At 67.7% G+C, this 19,128-nt stretch carries 22 protein-coding genes; 5 read left to right on the top strand and 17 right to left on the bottom strand.

What is annotated here, in order from left to right; genetic code table 11:
- Positions 1-237: 237 nt before the first annotated feature.
- The 9 genes from J2X21_RS24935 to J2X21_RS24895 form a co-directional block, all read right to left on the bottom strand.
- Positions 238-1,353 carry a DNA cytosine methyltransferase gene (locus J2X21_RS24935; RefSeq protein WP_310332844.1) on the bottom strand — a complete coding sequence of 372 codons (1,116 nt, stop codon included), beginning with the start codon at positions 1,351-1,353 and terminating at the stop codon, positions 238-240.
- A 32-nt stretch (positions 1,354-1,385) separates the two neighbouring features.
- Positions 1,386-3,149 (bottom strand): ATP-dependent nuclease, encoded by a 1,764-nt coding sequence (locus J2X21_RS24930; RefSeq protein WP_310332843.1) that lies wholly within the window; start codon positions 3,147-3,149, stop codon positions 1,386-1,388.
- Positions 3,150-3,407: 258 nt separating this feature from the next.
- Positions 3,408-4,667 (bottom strand): RNA polymerase sigma factor, encoded by a 1,260-nt coding sequence (locus tag J2X21_RS24925; RefSeq protein WP_310332842.1) that lies wholly within the window; start codon positions 4,665-4,667, stop codon positions 3,408-3,410.
- Between the two features lie 148 nt (positions 4,668-4,815).
- Positions 4,816-5,301: a VOC family protein gene (locus J2X21_RS24920; RefSeq protein ID WP_310332841.1), complete on the bottom strand. Its 486-nt coding sequence runs from the start codon at positions 5,299-5,301 to the stop codon at positions 4,816-4,818.
- 129 nt (positions 5,302-5,430) lie between these two features.
- Entirely contained in the window at positions 5,431-5,835 is a 405-nt protein-coding gene (locus J2X21_RS24915; protein WP_310332840.1) for a VOC family protein, read from the bottom strand.
- Positions 5,836-5,850: 15 nt separating this feature from the next.
- Positions 5,851-6,294 carry an SRPBCC family protein gene (locus J2X21_RS24910; RefSeq protein WP_310332839.1) on the bottom strand — a complete coding sequence of 148 codons (444 nt, stop codon included), beginning with the start codon at positions 6,292-6,294 and terminating at the stop codon, positions 5,851-5,853.
- Between the two features lie 73 nt (positions 6,295-6,367).
- Positions 6,368-6,904, bottom strand: a complete 537-nt coding sequence (locus J2X21_RS24905) for an SRPBCC family protein (protein WP_310332838.1) — start codon at positions 6,902-6,904, stop codon at positions 6,368-6,370.
- Positions 6,905-6,914: 10 nt separating this feature from the next.
- Positions 6,915-7,319, bottom strand: coding sequence for a YciI family protein (locus J2X21_RS24900; RefSeq protein WP_310332837.1), 405 nt, complete (start codon positions 7,317-7,319; stop codon positions 6,915-6,917).
- Between the two features lie 290 nt (positions 7,320-7,609).
- A complete protein-coding gene (locus tag J2X21_RS24895; RefSeq protein ID WP_310332836.1) occupies positions 7,610-7,957 on the bottom strand; it encodes a YciI family protein in 348 nt (115 codons plus the stop codon).
- A 112-nt stretch (positions 7,958-8,069) separates the two neighbouring features.
- Between J2X21_RS24895 and J2X21_RS24890 the strand changes: the two genes are divergently transcribed.
- Complete coding sequence (locus tag J2X21_RS24890; RefSeq protein ID WP_310332835.1) at positions 8,070-9,779, top strand: sensor histidine kinase; 1,710 nt, start codon at positions 8,070-8,072, stop codon at positions 9,777-9,779.
- 118 nt (positions 9,780-9,897) lie between these two features.
- Positions 9,898-10,398, top strand: coding sequence for a carboxymuconolactone decarboxylase family protein (locus J2X21_RS24885; RefSeq protein WP_310332834.1), 501 nt, complete (start codon positions 9,898-9,900; stop codon positions 10,396-10,398).
- Here J2X21_RS24885 and J2X21_RS24880 read toward each other — a convergent pair.
- The 4 genes from J2X21_RS24880 to J2X21_RS24865 form a co-directional block, all read right to left on the bottom strand.
- Entirely contained in the window at positions 10,395-11,885 is a 1,491-nt protein-coding gene (locus J2X21_RS24880; protein WP_310332833.1) for a hypothetical protein, read from the bottom strand. The genes J2X21_RS24885 and J2X21_RS24880 overlap by 4 nt on opposite strands.
- 6 nt (positions 11,886-11,891) lie before the next feature.
- Positions 11,892-13,181, bottom strand: coding sequence for an SPFH domain-containing protein (locus tag J2X21_RS24875; RefSeq protein ID WP_310332832.1), 1,290 nt, complete (start codon positions 13,179-13,181; stop codon positions 11,892-11,894).
- 90 nt (positions 13,182-13,271) lie between these two features.
- Positions 13,272-13,556, bottom strand: a complete 285-nt coding sequence (locus J2X21_RS24870; RefSeq protein ID WP_310332831.1) for a hypothetical protein — start codon at positions 13,554-13,556, stop codon at positions 13,272-13,274.
- Between the two features lie 22 nt (positions 13,557-13,578).
- The gene (locus J2X21_RS24865) at positions 13,579-14,040 is read right to left on the bottom strand and encodes a hypothetical protein (RefSeq protein WP_310332830.1); all 462 of its coding nucleotides are present in this window, start codon (positions 14,038-14,040) and stop codon (positions 13,579-13,581) included.
- Positions 14,041-14,079: 39 nt separating this feature from the next.
- Between J2X21_RS24865 and J2X21_RS24860 the strand changes: the two genes are divergently transcribed.
- The gene (locus J2X21_RS24860; RefSeq protein WP_310332829.1) at positions 14,080-14,481 is read left to right on the top strand and encodes a DUF1801 domain-containing protein; all 402 of its coding nucleotides are present in this window, start codon (positions 14,080-14,082) and stop codon (positions 14,479-14,481) included.
- A gap of 243 nt (positions 14,482-14,724) precedes the next feature.
- On the opposite strand, the gene J2X21_RS24855 is transcribed toward J2X21_RS24860, so the two are convergent.
- From J2X21_RS24855 to J2X21_RS24845, 3 genes are all read right to left on the bottom strand, one after another.
- Positions 14,725-15,117 carry a cupin domain-containing protein gene (locus J2X21_RS24855; RefSeq protein ID WP_310332828.1) on the bottom strand — a complete coding sequence of 131 codons (393 nt, stop codon included), beginning with the start codon at positions 15,115-15,117 and terminating at the stop codon, positions 14,725-14,727.
- A gap of 99 nt (positions 15,118-15,216) precedes the next feature.
- Positions 15,217-15,462, bottom strand: a complete 246-nt coding sequence (locus tag J2X21_RS24850) for a hypothetical protein (RefSeq protein WP_310332827.1) — start codon at positions 15,460-15,462, stop codon at positions 15,217-15,219.
- Between the two features lie 21 nt (positions 15,463-15,483).
- Positions 15,484-15,870, bottom strand: coding sequence for a GFA family protein (locus J2X21_RS24845; RefSeq protein WP_310332826.1), 387 nt, complete (start codon positions 15,868-15,870; stop codon positions 15,484-15,486).
- A 107-nt stretch (positions 15,871-15,977) separates the two neighbouring features.
- Between J2X21_RS24845 and J2X21_RS24840 the strand changes: the two genes are divergently transcribed.
- Positions 15,978-16,679, top strand: a complete 702-nt coding sequence (locus J2X21_RS24840) for a response regulator transcription factor (RefSeq protein WP_310332825.1) — start codon at positions 15,978-15,980, stop codon at positions 16,677-16,679.
- Between the two features lie 11 nt (positions 16,680-16,690).
- The gene (locus tag J2X21_RS24835) at positions 16,691-18,748 is read left to right on the top strand and encodes a sensor histidine kinase (protein WP_310332824.1); all 2,058 of its coding nucleotides are present in this window, start codon (positions 16,691-16,693) and stop codon (positions 18,746-18,748) included.
- On the opposite strand, the gene J2X21_RS24830 is transcribed toward J2X21_RS24835, so the two are convergent.
- Positions 18,745-19,062, bottom strand: coding sequence for a hypothetical protein (locus J2X21_RS24830; protein WP_310332823.1), 318 nt, complete (start codon positions 19,060-19,062; stop codon positions 18,745-18,747). The two genes, J2X21_RS24835 and J2X21_RS24830, sit on opposite strands and share 4 nt — an antisense overlap.
- Between the last annotated feature and the right edge of the window lie 66 nt (positions 19,063-19,128).

The following is a 19,128-nucleotide window of genomic DNA, read 5'->3' as shown; positions in this document are numbered from 1 at the left end:
GCCTGCGCAATCGACGAGTTGCTGCCTCATCACTGGGTGCCAGCCATCTGACCGAACGCTCTGCAGCGGTCAACATGTGTTCGCTGGCTGCTTACTGAGGTCCTGCGACGATACAAGTGCGAACGTCGGGTATAGGAAAGAGGACGGTGGCTCATGACTGCCCGTATCCAGTGCCACTCCCCAATTTCTGCATTGCTTCGGTATCGATAAGTGCGTGCTATTGCTCGCCAGCTACTCTCACCAACGCCGCGATTCAGCCGGCACGCCGCCGGGTAATGCACCCAGCATTCCATCCATCGCTTCTCGGAGCCCGTTCAAAAGCGACGATGCATGAGCTTCAATGAACGGTGGTGGCAGAGCATTGCCGATCATTAGCGCTATCGACTCCTTACCGTGCCGCACGTCGAACCGGTAGTCACGCGGAAACCCCTGCAGCATCGCCGCTTCTCTTAGAGTGATGGTTCGATTCCGAGAAGGATGCAAGAACCGGCCCTTGGAAGGGTTGTGACAGCCACTGGTGATCGTCGGTGCAACCTCGTCCCACGCCATACGCCCATACACGTCATAGAACCCATCGGTCCGACGATGACACGCGAGTTGATGCTCAGCGCTCAGATCCCGCCGGCTACCACCGTTCTTCGGGATCAGCTTTATCAGATCCTTCACAGCCTGCGACCGACGTTCGGGCAAGGAGTGAAGCCTGTCCCTGCTACGTGACGGTGCTTCTAGAGACGCCAGCACATCCCTTACCGTGATTCGAGCCTGAGAAACTTCCGCGACTGCTGGGTCGTGTACACGAGACGCAAGCATGATTAGACGTTTACGCCGCTGGGGAACCGAATACTCTGCGGCGTTGAGTACATGGACGACTAGGCGGTAGCCGAGGCTCGTCAGCTCCTCCTGCATCGCCAAAAAACGCTCGTCTTTCTCCAGCGCTGGAACGTTCTCGAGCATGACCGTCTTCGGCAACATCACCCTCACGAAGCGCATGAAGTCGCCAACGAGGTTGTTCCGTTCGTCGTCCACCGAAGGTTGCTGATTCTTCGTCCGAAGACGAGAAAATCCTTGGCAAGGCGGGCAGCCCGCGAGCAGATCAAGCTCCCCCGGTCCCAGCCCGACGTCATCAAGGACTTTGGAGGCATCGAGCGCTCGGATGTCGCTCGTGTAGAGCGCTACGTCCCTGTGGTTGAGCCGGTAGGTCTCCTGCGCCTTAGGATCTATCTCGACGGCTGCCAGCACCGAAAATCCTGCCCGCAAAAGTCCGAGGCTCAAGCCGCCGCAACCGCTGAACAGGTCTACTGCGGTCGGGGGCGCGCCCTCGCTCATCGGATGGTGGCTGTTGCTCGCAGTCATGCTGCCGATTGTCGCCGCGGCGATAGGCTTCGTCAGACAGGCGCTCCGTGCAGCCAAAGGCCAATACGCTGGCGAATTGCGGCGAGATTCTCATGGCCCTGAGGGATGCCCGCAACGGCCACTTTGGCGAGCGTTACCAGTTCGCTGGCGGTCACATCGACATTTTTCGCAAGCATCTCCCTAAGGGCCGCCTTGGCCTTTGCGGCCGTCAAGTTGTCGTATGCGCCCGCCGGGTTCAAGGCCTTGAGAAAAGTCTCCTCTGGAACAACGCCTGGTAGATAGGCGACTCGAGCCCGCAGCCACGTCAGATAGTTGAGCTGTGCTTGCACTTTGGCAGCTTCATGCGCGGCCCCCCCTTGTCCCCCGGGAATGTGAAACATCGGGTCAACACCCGTCTCCCCTTTCAGCAATGCACCCAGCTGGGCGTGCGCCACCGGAGCGATGGTGTGCGGGTCGGTGAAGTCACCAACTTTGCGTTGGTCACCATCAAGGAACACGTAGACATCGTCGCCTGATGTCATCGCAGCTGGCCCTAAGTAGCGCAGGATCGCGTCTGCGCCCCCGGGCGCGACCTTTATCTCGAGCGATTGAACGTCGCCTGGATCAAGTGAGTCGATAGCGCGCTCAATTAATAGCGCCGCCATCGGGTCTTCAACGAGTACGCGCTTCTTGTTAATCGGCGGTTTCCCGAGTCTGACTAAAGCAGAGTTGGGCGAACTAGACGGCAAAACTCTTGTCTGACCAGCGCCGTTGCTTTCGAATACCTTTATGGCTGAGTGAGGCAAGCCTTCGAGAAAGTCCATCGAGTGGGTTGAAATGACCACCTGATGGCCCTTCAGCTTGATTTGCTCAAGTAGAAACTTCAATAAAGCACGCTGAGCTCCCGGGTGCAAAGAAGTTTCCGGCTCATCCAAGAGAATTAGGGAATATTCAGGAGCACCTAAAATCTGGACAACTGCGTTAACAGCTGTCAACTCACCGCTGCCGGCAAATGCTTCTGAATATGATGCTCCGCGCCTAAAGATAACGCTAATATCCTTGCCCCTGCGACCCGGATAAAGCGCATGCTCGATATATCTGGCCGAATCGTAGGTCCGCCCCAAAATCGCCGAAACGGCAGCAACCTCGTCCTGAGTCAATTCCCGATTGACAAAGATGCGTTCCCGATTTCCGAGAATGTAGCTTTGCTTATCCTGTTCAACGACAGACCGAAGCCTTCGCGCCTCCTGCAGCATCACCTCCCTACGCGCATCTGCCTTAACGTCATCATCGAAATAGAAAAACCTATCGAAAGACCCAAAAGACGTCTTCAAATTGATGTACACAACGTCGCGGCGAACAGGATTCCATCTGTCCTTGGCTTTGCCGACAAACTCCCCCGCCGGCAACGGTTTCATTCCGTCTGGAATACTTAGGCGAGCCGGCTCCCAATAGTCCGCCTTCTTTGTGCCAACCCGTGCCTTGCGACTTTCCACAAAGCCGTCGAAGGGCTCATGCCAGTAAGAGTAGAAATATCGCTGAGTACCAACGATTGGATCAAGTTCGGTCTCAAACCAAAATTTGGAGGTCGATTGACCATAGGGCATCCCCCACAAGGCATGCAAGACCGAGCTTTTTCCGACGCCGTTCGGTCCGACCAAAGCTGTTAGAGGAAAATCAAAGTCGATCCTCGTACTCGGTTCAAGGCTTTTGAAACTAGGGAACTGCGCATAGCCGATGTAGTGTTTGAGTTTCGCACCCGGCTTAAATTTCCGGATTACTCCGATCAGCTTTTTAATCTCTTCTTCTTCAGCCATCCCGCATCCCCCTCGTTCCGCGTCACTATCCTGCGACGTGCGGATTTTGCAGCTTTCCAGCGAGTGGCTGACTAGTGACAAGCGCGGTTAGCGATGTTTGTCGGAGCAATTGCCTCGTACTTCCAAGTGCCAGGCCCGTGTACAGGCGCCAAGTCCATCGAACTGAGGTCTGCAAATGCGGCATAAGTGGTCATGCAGATGCTTGGTTCTAACTGACCGCTGTCAGCCTGATGCAGCCATATCCCGCCCACCGCCAACTCAACTCGCCAACCGCTTCGCCCTCTCCATCAGCAACGCCCGCTGCACCTCGTTGTCCTGCAACTCCGCGGCGCGCAGATAGGCGTCGCGCGCCTCGCCGATGCGGCCCAGGCGTTCCAGCACGTCGGCCTGCGCGCCGGCCAGGAAGGGGTAGCGCTTGAGCTGCGGTTCGGCGGCTAGCTGCTCCAGCAGCGGCAGCGCGGCGGCCGGGCCGTCGGCGAAGCTGACGGCCACCGCGCGGTTCAGCGCGATGACGGGTGACGGGTTCAGCGCCAGCAGCCGGTCGTAGCCGCCCACGATGGCGTGCCAGTCGGTGTCCTCCGGGCGCGCGGCGCGCGCATGGCAGGCCGCGATTGCCGCTTGCAGCGTGTAGGGGCCGGGCTCGCCCAGTTGCAGCGCGCGCTCCAGCGCCGCGAGGCCGCGCTGGATCAGCAGGCGGTCCCACTTGCGGCGGTCCTGGTCGGGCAGCAGCACGGGGCGGCCCTGCGCATCCAGCCGCGCGGGCAGGCGCGAAGCCTGGATCTCCAGCAGCGCGGCCAGACCGTGCACTTCCGAGTCGTCGGGCAGCAAATGCTGCAGCTGGCGGATCAACCGCAGCGCCTCGTCGCACAGCGCGGGGCGCAACAGGCTGGCGCCGCTGCCGGCGCTGTGACCCTCGTTGAAGATCAGGTAGACGACGGCCAGCACCGCGCCCAGGCGCTGCTCGCGCTCGGCCGGCCCGGGCAGCTCGTAGGCCTGGCCGTTGAGCGCCTTCTTGGCGCGCACGATGCGCTGGGCCACGGTGGGCTCGGGCTGCAGGAAGGCGCGGGCGATCTCGGCCGTCTCCAGCCCGCCGAGCAGGCGCAGCGTCAGCGCCACCTGCGCCTCGCGCGGCAGCACCGGGTGGCAGGCGATGAAGATCAGGCGCAGCTGCTCGTCGCCGATGGCGGCCTGGTCGCGCGCGGCGTCCAGGCCGTCGCTGAAATCGGGCACCACATGCGTGCCGGCGGCCTCGTCGTCGGCGGCCAGGTGTTCGTGCTCGCGCTCCAGCATCGCGCGGCGGCGCAGTCGGTCCATCGCCTTGTTGCGGGTGGTGGTCATCAGCCAGGCGGCGGGGTTGACGGGCTGGCCGTCGCGCGGCCAGGTGTCCATCGCCGAGATGAGCGCGTCCTGCGCGCAGTCCTCGGCTTCGTCGAGATCGCGCAGCAGCTTGGCTGCCGCGCCCACGAGGCGACTGCGCTCGATGCGCCAGACGCCGGCGGCGATGTCCGCATGGCTCACGGCGCCTCGACCCGGCGAGCCATGAACACGGGCCGAGCGCCGGGCCGCTCCCAAGCCGGCCCGTCCTGGCGATGTGCTTGCGGCTCAATGCCGCAAGCATCGCCGTCCCCGCGGGGGACCGGCCAAGCTACTCCTTGGACGAGGGGCTTCATCCTTGGTAGGCGCGCTCGAGCGCGGCGATGTCGATCTTCTGCATTGTCCAGACCGCCTGGAACACGCGCTGCACGCGGGCCGGGTCGGGATCGCGGACCATGTCGAACCAGGCCTTGGGGATGACCTGCCAGCACAGGCCCCAGGCGTCCTTGACCCAGCCGCATTCCAGCGCCTTGCCTCCGCCGGCGGGCAGCTGCTCCCACAGGCGGTCGACCTCGGCCTGGTCGTCGCAGGCGGCGGTCAGCGAGAAGGCTTCGGTGAGCTTGAAGTGGGGGCCGCCATTGAAGGCCGACATCTGCGCGCCAAACAGCTCGAACTGCACCAGCATCACCGTGCCCGCCGCGCCGGGCGAGTTCTCGCCCCAGCGCTGGGTGTCCAGCACGCGGGCCTTGTCCGCGCCGAAGACCTTCACGTAATGCGCCACGGCGTCTTCGGCGCCGCGCTCGTACCAGATGAACGGAGTGACTTTCTGAATCTGCATCGCTATCTCCTCGTCTTGCGGTTCGGCGCGCAAGCGCCGGACCTCATCCAGCGGCTCCCACCGATCTGGCTTTGCCAGCCGGTCGGGAGCGCCCCCTTGCGGGGGCCGGCGAAGCCGGTAGGGGGTGGGTCATTCCTGCGGTGGTTCACCGGCCATGTAGGCCAGTTCCCAGATGTGGCCATCCAGGTCCTCGAAGCCGTGGGCGTACATGAAGCCGTGGTCCTGCGGCTCGCGCGGTACGGCGGCGCCGGCCTTCTTCGCCTTGGCAACCAGGCTGTCCACCTCGTCACGGCTTTCGCAGCTCAGGCACACCAGCACCTCGGTGCCGGCCTTGGCGTCCACGATGGCCTTGGCGGTGAAGCCCTTGAAGAAGGGTTCGGTCAGCAGCATCGCGTACAGCGTTTCGCCCAGCACCAGGCAGGCGGCGTTGTCGTCGGTGAACTGCGGGTTGAACGAGTAGCCCATCGCTTCGAAGAAGGCCTTGCTGGCGGGCAGGTTCTTGACGGGCAGGTTGATGAAGATCTGCTTGTGCATCGTTGTCTCCGCAGGTCAGTGAACAGATTCGGACAGGGTCTTCAGGCGCTGCAAGGCCTTGGGCCAGCTGTCGGCGAGGAAGTCGGTGAAGCCGTCGTTCCAGCTCTGCAGGTGCACGGTGAGCTGGGTGCCGCCGTCGGGGCGCGCCGTGAACACGTAGCGCTCGAATGCAGGCGTCTGCGACAGCGGGCTGTCGGCCACGGGCCGGCCGTCCTTGATCTCGCCCACCAGGCGCAGCGACAGCTTCTCGTGCGGCTGGCTCTCGTCGACGACGGCTTCCATGCCGAAGCCCTTCGGGTCCAGGAAGCGCAGCCGGCGGCCGGCTTCCCACGAGCCCTCGTAGTAGGAGCCCTCGCAGAAGGCGGTGGTCCAGTCGCGGTAGGCGATGGGGTCGAACATGCAGTCCCACACGCGGGCGGCGGGGGCGGCGATGTCGATGGCGTATTGCAGGTCTTTCATCGTGCACCCTTCGCGCTTCGCGCTGTCCCGCCGAGCGGGAGTTGAGCCCCTTCGGGCGGCCGTGCGGGGCTCATCACTTCACCTCCGCCAGTTGACGCAGGTTCTGCAGGCCGGCCTCGAAGTCACGGCCGCACATCTTGTCCATGTTGATGAAGACGCCCATCAGCTTGCTGATGAAGTTGGCCGGGCCGTGCATGCGCCAGCTGACTTCGGTCGCGCCGTCGGCGGTGGGCTTCAGCGCGAACTCGACCTGGTTGTGGGCCTTGAAGGGCGTCACGAAGTTCAGGCTCATCTGCACGGCGCGGCCGGGCTGCTGGTGGGTGATCTCCATGCTGCCTATGCCCACCTCCTTGCTTTCCCACTCGTAGCGGGAGCCCACGCCGCCGGCCGCGCCGGTGTAGTTGCCCTTGATCAGCGGGTCCTTGCGCTCGTAGGGGTTCCAGCGGTTGAAGGCACGCAGCTCGCTGATCAGCGGCCATAGCTTGTCGGCGGACGCGGCGATGCGCAGGCGGCGCTCGACGGCGAACTCGTTGGGCCTGGTCGCGGCATAGGCCAGCAGCATCAGCAGCGCGACGCCCAGGCAGATGAGGATGAGGGAGAAGTTGCTCATGTCGCTCTCCTCAGGCGGCGCCGATTTCCATGTCGCCGCCGGGGCCGAAGTCGGCCTCCTCGTACAGCGGGCGAACCTCGATCTCGCAGGTCATGCCGACGAACGGCGCCGGGAAGCGGCTGGCCCAGGCCCGGGCCTCTTCGGCGTCACGCACCTGGATGATGGTGTAGCCGGCGATCAGCTCCTTGGCCTCGGCGAACGGGCCGTCGATGATTTCGCGGCGGCCATCGGCGTGATAGCGCTGGCGCCAGCCGTTGCGGCTGGGGCGCAGGCCCGCGCCGTCCAGCAGCACGCCGGCACGCGCCATCTCTTCATGGAAGGCACCCATCTCCTCGAACAGCTTCGCGTACTCGGGACCGGGCTTGTCGCCACGCTCGCTGACGTCGGTGGCGCGGACTTGAATGATGAATCGCATGTCGTCTCTCCTGATTGAGTTGGAAGCAGCTCGATGTCGCTGCCTTCATGAACACGACGATCCATGCGACCCGATTTCGACACGCCTCGGGTAACTACGGAGATTTACAAACGTGGGGGTGCGGGCCGAGCGCCGGGCCGCTCCCAAGCCGTTCCATCGGGGGCTGAGGCCGGACACAGGGCGTCCAGTGGACGGCCTGTGCCTGCCGAAGGGCTGCGGCACTGCCGCAGCGCGGTCTGCAAGACCGACCAGACCCGCCCGCGTTCAGCGCGGCGGGCTGGGCGAGGGGCTTACAGATAGCAGGGGCCCACGCCGCGGATCTCGACCGTGGCCCACTCGGCCGCCGGGCAGCGCTGGGCCCAGGCCATCGCCACGTCGGGGTCCTCGGTGTCCAGCAGGAAGTAGCCGCCCACCATCTCCTTGGCTTCGGCGAAGGGGCCGTCCCACACCTGGGCGCCGCCTTCGCGCTTGGTCGTGCGCCGCGCGGCGCTGCCCAGCGAATTGACGCTCAGCAGCAGCCCCTCGGCCTGCAGCTCGGCCGCGAAGTCCAGCATGCGCTGGTAGGCCGCTTCTCCGGCCACCAGGCCGCGTTCGGCGCGCTGGCCAATGGGTTCGACGATGAACAGCATCTGGGGCATGGTGAGCATCCGCAACAGGTGTCAAGGCGGCGATTCTGGCCCCGCCGGCATCCGGGTTTTGGCAGCAGTATGGGTGTACCCTCGCTAAGCACGCCACTCAGCGGAGGCCGGGATGGACGACATGACCCATGTCGCGATATTGCTCGTGAAGGCCACGTCCGACCTGCCCATCGTCGGCACGGCCTCGGGCCGCGCCAAGGTGCTGGGCTATGACCCTCAGGCGCTGGCCGGTATGCCGCTGTCGCTGCTGTGCCCGCTGCGCCAGCCCGACGGCCGGCCCTCGGCCGAGACGCTGGATGGCGTGCTGGCGCAGTTGCTGCGCACCGGCTCCATGAGCCTGCCCTGGACCTTCCAGACCCGCGACGGTCAGGCCCGCCCCCACGAGCTGCACCTGACGGTGACCGAACGGGACGGCGAGACACAGGTCGCCGTTTGCCTGGTGGACGTCAGCCGCATGCAGTTCGCCGAGGTCTTGAACCAGGCCAAGAACGAGCTGCTGGAGATGGTGGCCACCGGTCAGCCGCTGACGCCGGTGCTGAACCGGCTGACCGCGCTCATCGAGTCGCAGTTCGTAGGCCTGTACTGCACGGTGCTGCTGCTGGACCTGGACGGCCGCCACGTGCACGTGGGCGCCGGGCCGCGCATGCCCACGGCCTACATGCAGGCGCTGGAAGGCGCTCCCATCGGCCCGACGGCGGGCTCCTGCGGCACGGCCATGCACGACGACCGGCTGGTCATCGTCGACGACATCGCCACGCACCCGCTGTGGGCCGCCTACCGCGAACTGGCCCTGCCCTATGGATTCAAGGCCTGCTGGTCCTCGCCCATCCACGGACCCAGCCAGAATGTCATCGGCAGCTTCGCGATGTACTACCGCGAGGTGCGCCGGCCCAGCCCCGAGGAGCTGGAAGCGCTGAGCACCGCCAGCCACCTGGCCGGCATCGCCATCGATCAGGAGCGCCGCGCCGAGGAGCGCCGCCGCTCTGCACAGTGGCTGGAGGAGCAGGTCCACGCCCGGACGGCCGAGTTGCTGGCCACGCAGGACGAGCTGGTCAACAGCCGCAAGCTGGCCGCCCTGGGCCAGTTGCTGGCCGGCATTGCGCACCAGATGAACACGCCGCTGGGCAATGCGCTGCTCAGCGCCACCGCGCTGCGCGCGGGCAGCGCGGCCTTTGCCGATCGAATGGCCAGCGGCACGCCGCTGAAGCGCCAGGAACTTGCCGACTGGGTGGCGCAGGCAAGCACCGGCACCGAGCTGGTGGAGCAGAACGTGGAGCGGGCACTGCGCCTCATCAACCGCTTCAAGCAGTTGACCGAGGGCAGCGGCCGCGACGCGCGCAGCCGCTTCGACCTGCGCAAGGCGGTGCTGGTGGCCTGGGCCCGTGTGCAGGCTCGGCTCAGCGTGGACCACGTCGAGCTGAGCTGCGAACTGCCCGACGGCTTCCTGCTGGACGGCTATGCCGAGGTGTTGCAGCAGGTGCTGGAGCAGCTGATGGAGAACGCCTGCCTGCATGCCTTCCATGGCCGCCACGCCGGGCAGATCCGCGTCAGCGCGCGCCGCAGCGCCGAGGCGCGGCTGGTGCTGGAACTGCGCGACGACGGCGTGGGCATGCCGGCCGCCGACGTGGCACGCGCCTTCGAGCCCTTCTTCACGACTTCGTTCGGCCAGGGCGACAGCGGCCTGGGCCTCTTTGTCGCGCACAGCTTCGTCACCGGCCTGCTGGGCGGCAGCCTGCAGCTGGAGAGCGAACCCGGCCAGGGCACCACACTGCGGCTGGAGCTGCCGCTGAAAGCCGACGCCAAGCTGGCAATGGCGGCCTGAGCCAAACGGGTCGCGGTAAAAACGAGTCTCGCTGAACCGTGGAGAGCGCCTTGTTCATCCGACCCGCCCCCGAAGCCACCGCCGTGCGCGAGTCCACCGTCGCATCGCCGGCTTCTCGATGAACCTCACGCAGGCCTGGGCCTGGCGTCCCGACATCTACGACGACTTCGCGGCGCTGCGGACCCAACTCAGCGGCGCGTCCGCCCTGAGCAAGCGCGAGCTGGCCGTCATGGTCTGCGCCGGTGCATCGGAGCTGCGCGACGCTTACTGCTCGCTGGCCTGGGGCCGCACGCTGGCCAAAGACGGCGGTGCGCCGCTCGCAGCGGCCATCCTGCAGGGCAACGTCGAGGCCGATGCGACACCGCGCGAGCTGGCGCTGGCCCGCTGGGCGAGGCGCGTGGTGGCGGATCCCAACGCGACGACGGCAGCAGACGTGCAGGCGCTGCGCGATGCCGGCCTCGGCGGCCGCGAGATCTTCGAAGCCACGGTGTGGGTCGCGTTCCGCCAGGCGTTCTCCACCGTCAACGCGGCGCTGGGCGTCGCGCCCGACGCCCAGCTGGCCGCCGCCGCGCCGACCGAGGTGCGCGCGGCCGTCGACTACGGCCGGCCACCTGCCTAGCGCCGTATCGGCGAACTACCCCGCCAAGCCGGGTCGCTCCAGCGCTGGAAGGCGCCCAGCAGCGCCGGCTCCGGCGACTGCCGCTCGGTGGCCAGGCCCGCGAGTGACACCACCTCGAAGCTGCGGCGGTACTTGCCCTCGGCGCGGAACTCGCGCGCCACCAGCAGCTGCTGGCCGCCCGGCACCCAGCCGGCGAACTCGGCCACGCCCAGGCCCGGCTGGGCCGGCGCCGGCGGCATGACCTCGATGCGCCAGCCGCCGCCCTTGCCCGGCTCCCTGATGAACAGCCACAGCTCGCGCCAGCCATCCAGCGGCTGCACGGCCAGCGCCAGCGCGCGCCCCTCGCGGTTCAGCGAGGCCGATGCCAGCGCCACCTGGCCCCAGCTGCAACGGCGCGCCACCGGCTTGCCGGCCTCGCTCAACACCACGCAGCGCTCGCCATCGGTGCCAGCCTGCAGCGACAGCTGCACCGCGCCGAAGTCGCGCGCGGCGGCCGAGGTGCCCAGCCAGCGCGCGGCATTCACGCGCATGGCGGCATCGTTGTAGGCGGGCTGGTCGTCCTCGGTCAGCTCGGTGGGCGTGATCCCGGCGAACTCCACCAGCGCCGGTGTCGCCTCGCCACCCGCCCCCCCTGGATTTCGCCTTGCCTGCGCAAACGCCAGGCTGGCGCTGACCGACGCGCGGCGCATCAGCAGCCGGTTCTTCCAGTGCACGGGCAGCGAAGCCCCGTCCACCTGGGCCAGCACCTGCTGGCGCCACTGGTCGCGCGCCTCGGCCTCGCGAACGGTGGCGCGCGGGTTCAGGCAATCAGGCCGCGTCAGCGCCAACGCGGCACGCACGCGCTGCTCGGGCGTGGCGGCGGTGGCCAGCAGGCGGCGGAACACGTCGCCGTCGTAGCAGACCTGCACGCGGCCCTCGTCCACCTCGAACTGCTCGAACTTCAGGCCGTAGCGCGCCGCCACGTCCATCTGCGCGGCGAGCTGGCCCTCGGTGGGCTTGGCATCGCGCAACGATGCGCGGTCGGCGATGCGCTCGGCGAACGTGCCCATCGCATCCAGTGCCTCGGCGCCGCCGGGGCCGGCCATCTCGTCCTTGGTGGCCGCCTGCACATAGGCCGCGGCCAGGCCCAGCCCCAGGCCCTCGGTGCCCCACTGCTGGCGCGCCAGGCGCAGCTGAGACATCAGTTCGGCGGTGGCGCCCTCGCCGCGCGGCACCAGCAAGACCTGGCCCTTGCGCAGCCACCCACCACGCTCGCGGCGGTAGTCCCACACCTGCCAGTGGTCACCGCGTTCACCGCGGATCTCCAGCGCCTCGCCGCGGCCCATCTGGGCCTGCAGCGACGCCGTGTCGCGCGGCGCGCCGCGCAGCGGCGAGTCCTGCACGACGAGGCCGGCGCGCGGGAAGGCGGGCAGCTCGGCGGCCTCGACCTTGGTCATGACGATGGCCGCAGCAGCGGCCGCAACGACGATCAGCACAAAGCGGCGCATGGTGGCTTACTCCTGCTCCTGTTGGCCCGCAGGCTCTGCCTTGGACGGCGTGGTACCGCCCAGCAGCGCGCTGCCGATGAAGCCGCCCGAGCCGGGCGGCGCGATGATGACCTGCACCTTGTCCGACAGCTTGTCGGCCATGGCCTTCTGCACCAGCAGCGGGTGCTTGGTCAGCAGCGCCCCCTCGGCCGCCATCTGGCCCGCGTTGGCCTTGCCGATCTGCGCGACGCGGTAGGCCTCGGCGTCGGCCAGCTTCTGGCGCGCTTCGGACTCCGCCGCGATCTCGATGCGGCGCGCCTGCGCCGAGCCCTCGGCCTGCTTGATGCGCGCGGCGCTGTCGGCCTGGGCTTCCAGCGCGCGCTGTTCGATCTGCTTCTGCTTGAAGGGCAGCACATGCTTCATGGCCTCCTCCTGGGCCTTGGCGGCGATGACCTGCTCGCGGCCGGCGGCCTCGGCGGCGGTCTCGCGGCGCACCTTGTCGGCCGCCGCCTGCAGCTCGGTCTCCTTGACCCGCTTCTCGCTGATCTCCAGCGTGTAGCGCATGCGCTCGCTGGCCAGGCTGTCGGCCAGCAGGCGGTCCATGCCCTTGCGGTAGTCGGCGGGCAGGTCCACCGAGCCGATCTGCACGCCCTTGAGCTGGATGCCGTCCGCCGCCAGCCTGGCGCGCAACTCGGCCTCCAGCGCGGCGGCGATCTCGGCGCGCTGGCTGGAGAAGATCTCGCGCACCGTGTGGCGGGCGATCTGCTTGTAGACCACGGCTTGCACGGCCGGCGCGATGACGTCGGCCTCGATGTCGTCGGGCAGCTTGCGCGACAGCTCGGCGAGCTTGCTGGCGTCCACGGCCCAGCGCAGGTTCATGTCCAGGCCCAGCGACAGACCTTCGACAGACTGCAGCGGCGCGGGGCCATCGGCCTTGGCGATCGCGGCGGGGCGGTAGCTCTGGTCGCGCAGCGGGAAGTGGCGCACCTCGTGCAGGCCCGGGATGCGGATGAAGCTGCCGCTGCGGAACTCAGTGGTGCCGCCGCTGAACTGGTTGGTGCGCAGCGCGGCCTGGCCCTGCGGCACCGGCTGGATGGGCGGGTGCGCGACGACCGCATAGCCGGCGGCGGTCACCGCCGTGACGATGAGCAGCGGCAGCAGCGCGCGGCGCACCGAGCGGGCAGCGGTGGGAACGGCTTCAAGGCTGCGCTCGGCCCCGCGGCCGAAGGCATTGCGCAGCGAGGCGGCGAGGGACTTGAGGCGGTGCAGCATGGTGACGGGCTCCTTGGCCGGTGGTCTTGCATCGGCTTGATGCATGACGGCCATGGTTCCCGGTCACGCGGGAAGGGACGAGAGCGGCGCGGGGTGGGAGTCTTCCGAGGGGGCGGAAGAAATCTTCCGGGCTGACTAGCCGGCGATGCTTCCCCCGCTACAGCCAGCTGCCCTGGCTCCAACGACGCGGAGAAACTCATCGATCGGCAGCACGAGCGTGCCGGCTTCGCTCGCGTCTAGAACGCTCTCAAGAACAGCGACCTGCCGCTCGAAGTCCAGAACGAGCGTGATGGCGTTGCCCCCGAACTCACGAACAGCGATCTTCCTGTTGAGACTCGCCTCGTAGACCGTAGCCTCAATACGCCCAAGGCCGCGCTCATTGACTTCGCCTTGCAGGTATGAATCGAGTAGCGGTTTCATCTGCTGAGTCAAACCGTGGCCACTACTTTCCGGCGTAGTGGCAGATGTACTGGAACAGCGGGAACTTCGGGTCCGCATCGAAGTCCAGCATGCAACTGAAGATGCCCGATTGCCAGCGCAGGTAGACGCGCGTGTCGCGCTCCGAGACCTTGGCGTCCTTGATCTTGCGACCCTGGGCGATCACGTCCTCTTTCGAGAGGTTGTGCGGCGGCTTGAACTCAAACCCCACTTCTCCATAGTGGCCAACGTCGTTCTGCGATTGGATGGTCACCTCGCCCGTCGAGTACTTCGCCCGCCCCCGGTAGACCACATTTCCGTTGATGTCCTTGGCCAGCGCGGCCAGTGATACCGGGCCGAAGCTGTCGGTGGACACCAGCAGCAGAGCGTCCTTGGGGCTGTTGATCGCCATCCCCTCCACCGACTCCTTGGCCGTCGCGGCATGCGCCGAAAGCAAGGCCAACGTCGCTACCCCTACGATCCTCATGCCCGTCCTCCCTGTTCTTCGCCGCAGGATCATTGAACCATGCCCAAGCTGACCGCCGCCGACACGCCCGCAGCCGTCGACCAGTTCATGGCCACACTGGCGCACCCGCACAAGGCCGACATCGAGGCACTGCGCCGCGCTCTCTGCGCGGTGGACACCGCCATCGCCGAAGGCATCAAGTGGAACGCGCCCAGCTGGCGCACGACGGAGTACTTCGCCACCACGCACCTGCGCGGCAAGACCGGCTTCAGCCTCATCCTGCATCTGGGCGCCAAGGCCCGCGACCTGCCCGCTGGCGGCCTGGCGCAGGCCGACCCGGCGGGCCTGCTGAAATGGCTGGGCCGCGACCGCGCCCAGGTCGAGTTCGCCTCCAGCGCCGACTTCGCCGCCAAGCTGCCGGCGCTGCAGGCCGTCATCAAGCAATGGATCACCCACGTCTGACCCCGTGACCGGCCCGAACGCCGCCAGCACGCTCACCGTCCTGTGCATCTCAGGTCAACTCCTGCGGCATGCACAACAGGAGGGCGCCAGTTCACGCGCTACCTGTTCACCGAGTCTCCGACCATTCGCGCGGGCCAGACCTTTGGCGTGGAGGAGGATGCGCCGGTCTGCCGGCTGCTGGCCGATGCCGGCCCGGGCTACGAGGAGGGGTCGCCGTACGCCAACCCGCTGGGCGACTGGAGGCTAGGCGCCCGGCACGTCAGCATCGCTGACATAGTGCCCGGCCTGGTCCAGGCCCCGCGTGCCGACGATGACATAGGAGCAGGGCGCCTGCGAGCGGTTGGCCACCGTGTGCCCGTTGGGCACGCCCGCGGGCCAACAGGCGCTGTCGCCCGGGCGCAGCACATGAGGGCCGTCGTCCTCCGTGACCGTCACCTCGCCGCTGACGACGAACAGGAACTCGTCGACATGCTCGTGCCAATGGCGGATGGATGCCTTGGCGCCTGGCAGCAGCACCTGCAGCGACGCGCCGAACTGCGTGATGGCGCCCGCATCCGACAGCGGGAAGGTTTCCACGCGCCCCCAGCCGGGCTTGTCGTTGATGTTCGGGGTGACGTGTTGCTGCCTGACGATCATGGGCGGTCTGTTGAAGCTGTGCTGCCTTGAAGGGCTGGCCCGGAACTATGCCGCCAGAAAGAGCGGCCTATCTCGCAGCTTGTATAGCGCCAGCCTGGTTCACCACAGCACGCGGCCGCCGCGTCCAGGAAAATGACAAGGCAGGGAAGCAAGACCCCACCCCATGCCGGCCGCGCAAGGGATCGCCAGCCAAGCCAGCGCACTGCCAAATTGCCAGACCAGCAGCACCGCCGAGACCGTACCCAGCAGGGTGCCGCCAACAACGAATACGGCCTTGAGCCTGCGGCTCGGTACCACTGGGCGGCGTTTCATGGGTGGCAGCTGATCCGGTGGATAGAACGGCATGCGTGCTCCTGTTTGCCTACGCTAGCGCTCGTTCTGCGGCAAACCGTCCGCGATGTCGTAGTAGTCGCCCTTGGACGCGACGAAGATGTGCCGCTCCAGGCGGACACCGGTGGCACCGTCGATGGCGCCCAGCGCCACAGAGGTCCAGTCCCTGAACACCGGTTCCCAGAACAGCCACGACCCGCAGCGCGAGCAGAAACCCCGTCGAACTTTCTCGGAGGACTGGAACCAGGTGATGTGCTCGGCGCCCGTGACGACGACGGCGCTCTTGGACACATTGGCCGATGCGAAATGGTGGCCCGACTGCTTGCGGCACATCACGCAATGGCAGGCCGTGGCGTCCACCGGGCGCTCGGACAGCGTGAAGCGGACGTGGCCGCATTGGCAGGAGCCTTGGAGCAGGGTCATGGTGTCGCTGCGCAAGAAGGGTGGGCGGGCCGGCCCATGATGCCATCGCGGCAGGACGGAAGAATCCTTCCGCGACCGGGCCTGCACGGCTCCCCATAATCGCCGCCATGCCCCGCATCGCCGTCATCGAGGACGACCCCACCACCAGCGCGCAGCTCACCGGCTGGATACGCGCCGCCCGTCCGGAGCTGGTGGTCGACCAGCATTTCGACCGCGACGCCGCCGAGGCCGCGCTGGTGCGCGAGCGCTACGACCTGGTCGTGCTGGACATCGAACTGGGCCGCGAGCGCAATGCCGGCGTGGCGCTGATCAACGAGATCAACAAGCAGGGCCTGGGCACGCCGGTGCTGGTGGTGTCGGCCATGCCAGCGGCCATCTACCGCAGCATCATGAAGGCGCTGGACGCCTGGGACTACCTGCAGAAGACCACCTTCGACGAGGCCGAGTTCGTCGAGACGTTTCTCGACATCCTGCGCACCGCTCGGCTGCGCGAACCCACCAGCAAGCCCGTTGCAAAGCCCGCCGACGACAGCCTGCAGCTGGACCCGCTGAAGCAGCGCACGCCCATGTGGCGGCAGCAGCGCATCAACCTGCCGCTGACGGCGCAGCGCATCCTGGCGACGCTGCATGCGCGCGCCGGCGAGGTGGTCAGCTACGAGGAGCTGTTCGACGTGGTGAAGAGCGGCCGCAACCGCGACAACGTGCGCAAGCATGTGGCCACCATCCGCGACGCCTTCCGCGACGTGGACCCGGACTTCGATGGCATCGAGAACGTGCCGATGCGCGGGTTCCGCTGGACCGGCGCCTGACAGCACCACGGATGAAGCTCGGCCGCGTCGACTTCCCGCTGCCCGACATGCCGCGCCTCGGCGTCGCGGCCTTTCGCAACCGCATCGTCTTCCACCTCGTCTTCATCGCGTTGGCGCTGGCCACGCTGGCCCTGGCGCTGGCACTGCTGAACGAGGAGCGCCAGCGCAACGCGCAGCGCTACGAGCAGGGCTTTCGCAAATCGCTGGGCGAGGTCGTCGCGCAGCTGCGCCACCCGTCCGGCCAACTCGCGCTGCTGAACCCGGAACCAGCCCAGGTCGAGCCCGGCTGGATAGCGCCGCTGGTGCTGCCCTTCGGCGCCATCGACTTCGACGACGCGACCAAGGCGCAGCGTGTCGTGGACATGGCAGGCTGCGCGCTGCAGTACCCGGGCGGTGCCACCCTGTGCGCGGCCGTGGGCAGCAATGCCTATGCGGGCGGTTTTGTCTACCTGGTGGCCACGCTGGACGCGCCGCCGCTGGCAAGCCGCGAGCGCGGCGCACTGGACCTGTCGGGCGCGCACCGCGTGCGCGTGAGCCTGCGGCACGGTGGCGCCGAGCAGCATTGGCTGGCGCCGGTCGAGATGCTGGACGCGCAGCGCGGCCAGCTGCCGGGCTTTGCTGTCGAGGCGGCCGCCGCCGACACGCTGCCGCGCAAGGCGCGTCCGCAGCGCGACTTCCGCGGCTGGGTGTGGCGAGAAGGGCCCTGCCTGGCCGCCGGCGACGCCTGCCCGCGCCGCACGACGATCTCCATCCGCCTGCCCGTGGAGGCCTTCCGCGAGGCGCTGTTCCGCCCCGGCGGGCCGCAGTGGCCGCCGGCCGACCTGGCGCGCACGGGCCTGCGCCTCGCGCTGCTGGGGCCGGGTGACGCGACGCTGTTCGACAGCGCCACGCCGGGCGCGCAGCCGCCTCTGACGCTGGCGCGGCTGTCCACCGCGCTGGCGCCGGGCGAGACGCTGAGCATCACGCGCGGCACCGCCGTGGTTGCGCTGCTGCAGGGGGCCGACGACACCAGCGCGCCGCCGTCGCCCTGGCTGACGGCGCTGATCCAGCACCTGCCCGCGCCGGCCACGCCGCGCACGCTGGCGGCGAAGGACGGCGTGACGACACCGGCCGGCCGCTTCGACATCACGCTGACCGGCGACCTGCAAGGGCTGGACCGGACGCTCAGCGCCAGCGCCGCCCGCCTGGCCTGGCCCGTGGGCGCGATGCTGGCTGCCATCGCGCTCGCATGGCTCATCATCGAGATGGGGCTGATCCGCCGCGTCGCTACGCTGACGAAGCGCGCGGCGGCGCTGTCGCATCAGCTGCAGAAGACGCCCGAGCTGGGCACGCTGGACGTGGCCGACCTGCGCGGCCGCGACGAGCTGGGCATCCTGGCCGGCAGCCTGGCAGACCTGCTCCAGCAGGTGCGCGACAGCCTGCGGCGCGAGCAGCTGCGCGCCGAGCGCGAGCACGACCAGTGGCATGCGGTGGGCCACGAGATCATGTCGCCGCTGCAGTCGCTGATGCTGCTGCACGCGGCGCACGACGACCCCAGCCGCCGCTATGTGCAGCGCATGCAGCAGGCCGTGAAGGTGTTGTACGGCCAGGCCTCACCCAGCGAGGCGCTGGCCGCCGCGACGCTGGCCGTGAACCGGCTGGACCTGAACGCCTTCCTGCGCGGCGTGGCCGAGAACGCGGCCTATGCGGGCATTGCGGATGTGGCCTATGCGCCGGCGGCCGAGCCCGTGTGGGTGCAGGCCGACGAGTACCCGCTGGAAGACGCGATCACGCATGTGCTGACCAACGCGGACCGCTACCGTGCCCCGGGCACGCCCGTCACGCTGACGCTGCGCGTCGACGGCGAGCTGGCCACGGTGGACATCCACAACCAGGGTCCGCGCATCGCCGATGACCAGCTCGCGCGCATCTTCGACTACGGCGTCAGCGATGCCGAGCCCCAGGACGGCCAGCGGCGCGGCCAGGGCCTGTTCGTCGCCAAGACCTACCTCGCCAAGATGGGCGGCCGCATCGCGGCGCGCAATGCGGACGACGGCGTGGTGTTCGAGATCGGGCTGCGGACCCGCTAGGGCTTGCGCACGCGGTCCAGCAGCTCCCGCACCGCCAGCTCCGACGTCAGCGACATCTCCAGCGGCACGCGCACCAGCCCGGCGTGGCCGTACTGCAGGTTCTCGTAGACCTCGGCCGCGGCGGGGAAGTGGTCCAGCAGCCCCGGCAGCGCCTCGTGGGCCTGGTGCTCGTCCAGCTGGGCCGTCAGCCGCTGCACCAGCACGCGGTACTGGTGCGCATCCACCAGGCGCCCTTCCAGCCCCTGCAGCAACTGCGCAAAACGGACCAGCGGCAGCAGTTCGTTGGGGACGGCGAGCTTGACGACGGGTTGCACAGCGTTCTCCGTGGCGGCAGTAGGCATCAGCTGCCGGCGAATGCGCGCAGTTCAAGGCCTGATCGC

Origin of the sequence: Roseateles asaccharophilus (assembly GCF_031458115.1) — a bacterium.
GTDB classification, from domain to species: domain Bacteria; phylum Pseudomonadota; class Gammaproteobacteria; order Burkholderiales; family Burkholderiaceae_C; genus Pelomonas; species Pelomonas asaccharophilus_A.
Note: the sequence above shows the minus strand (reverse complement) of the source record. Positions and strands in the feature narration are given on the sequence as shown.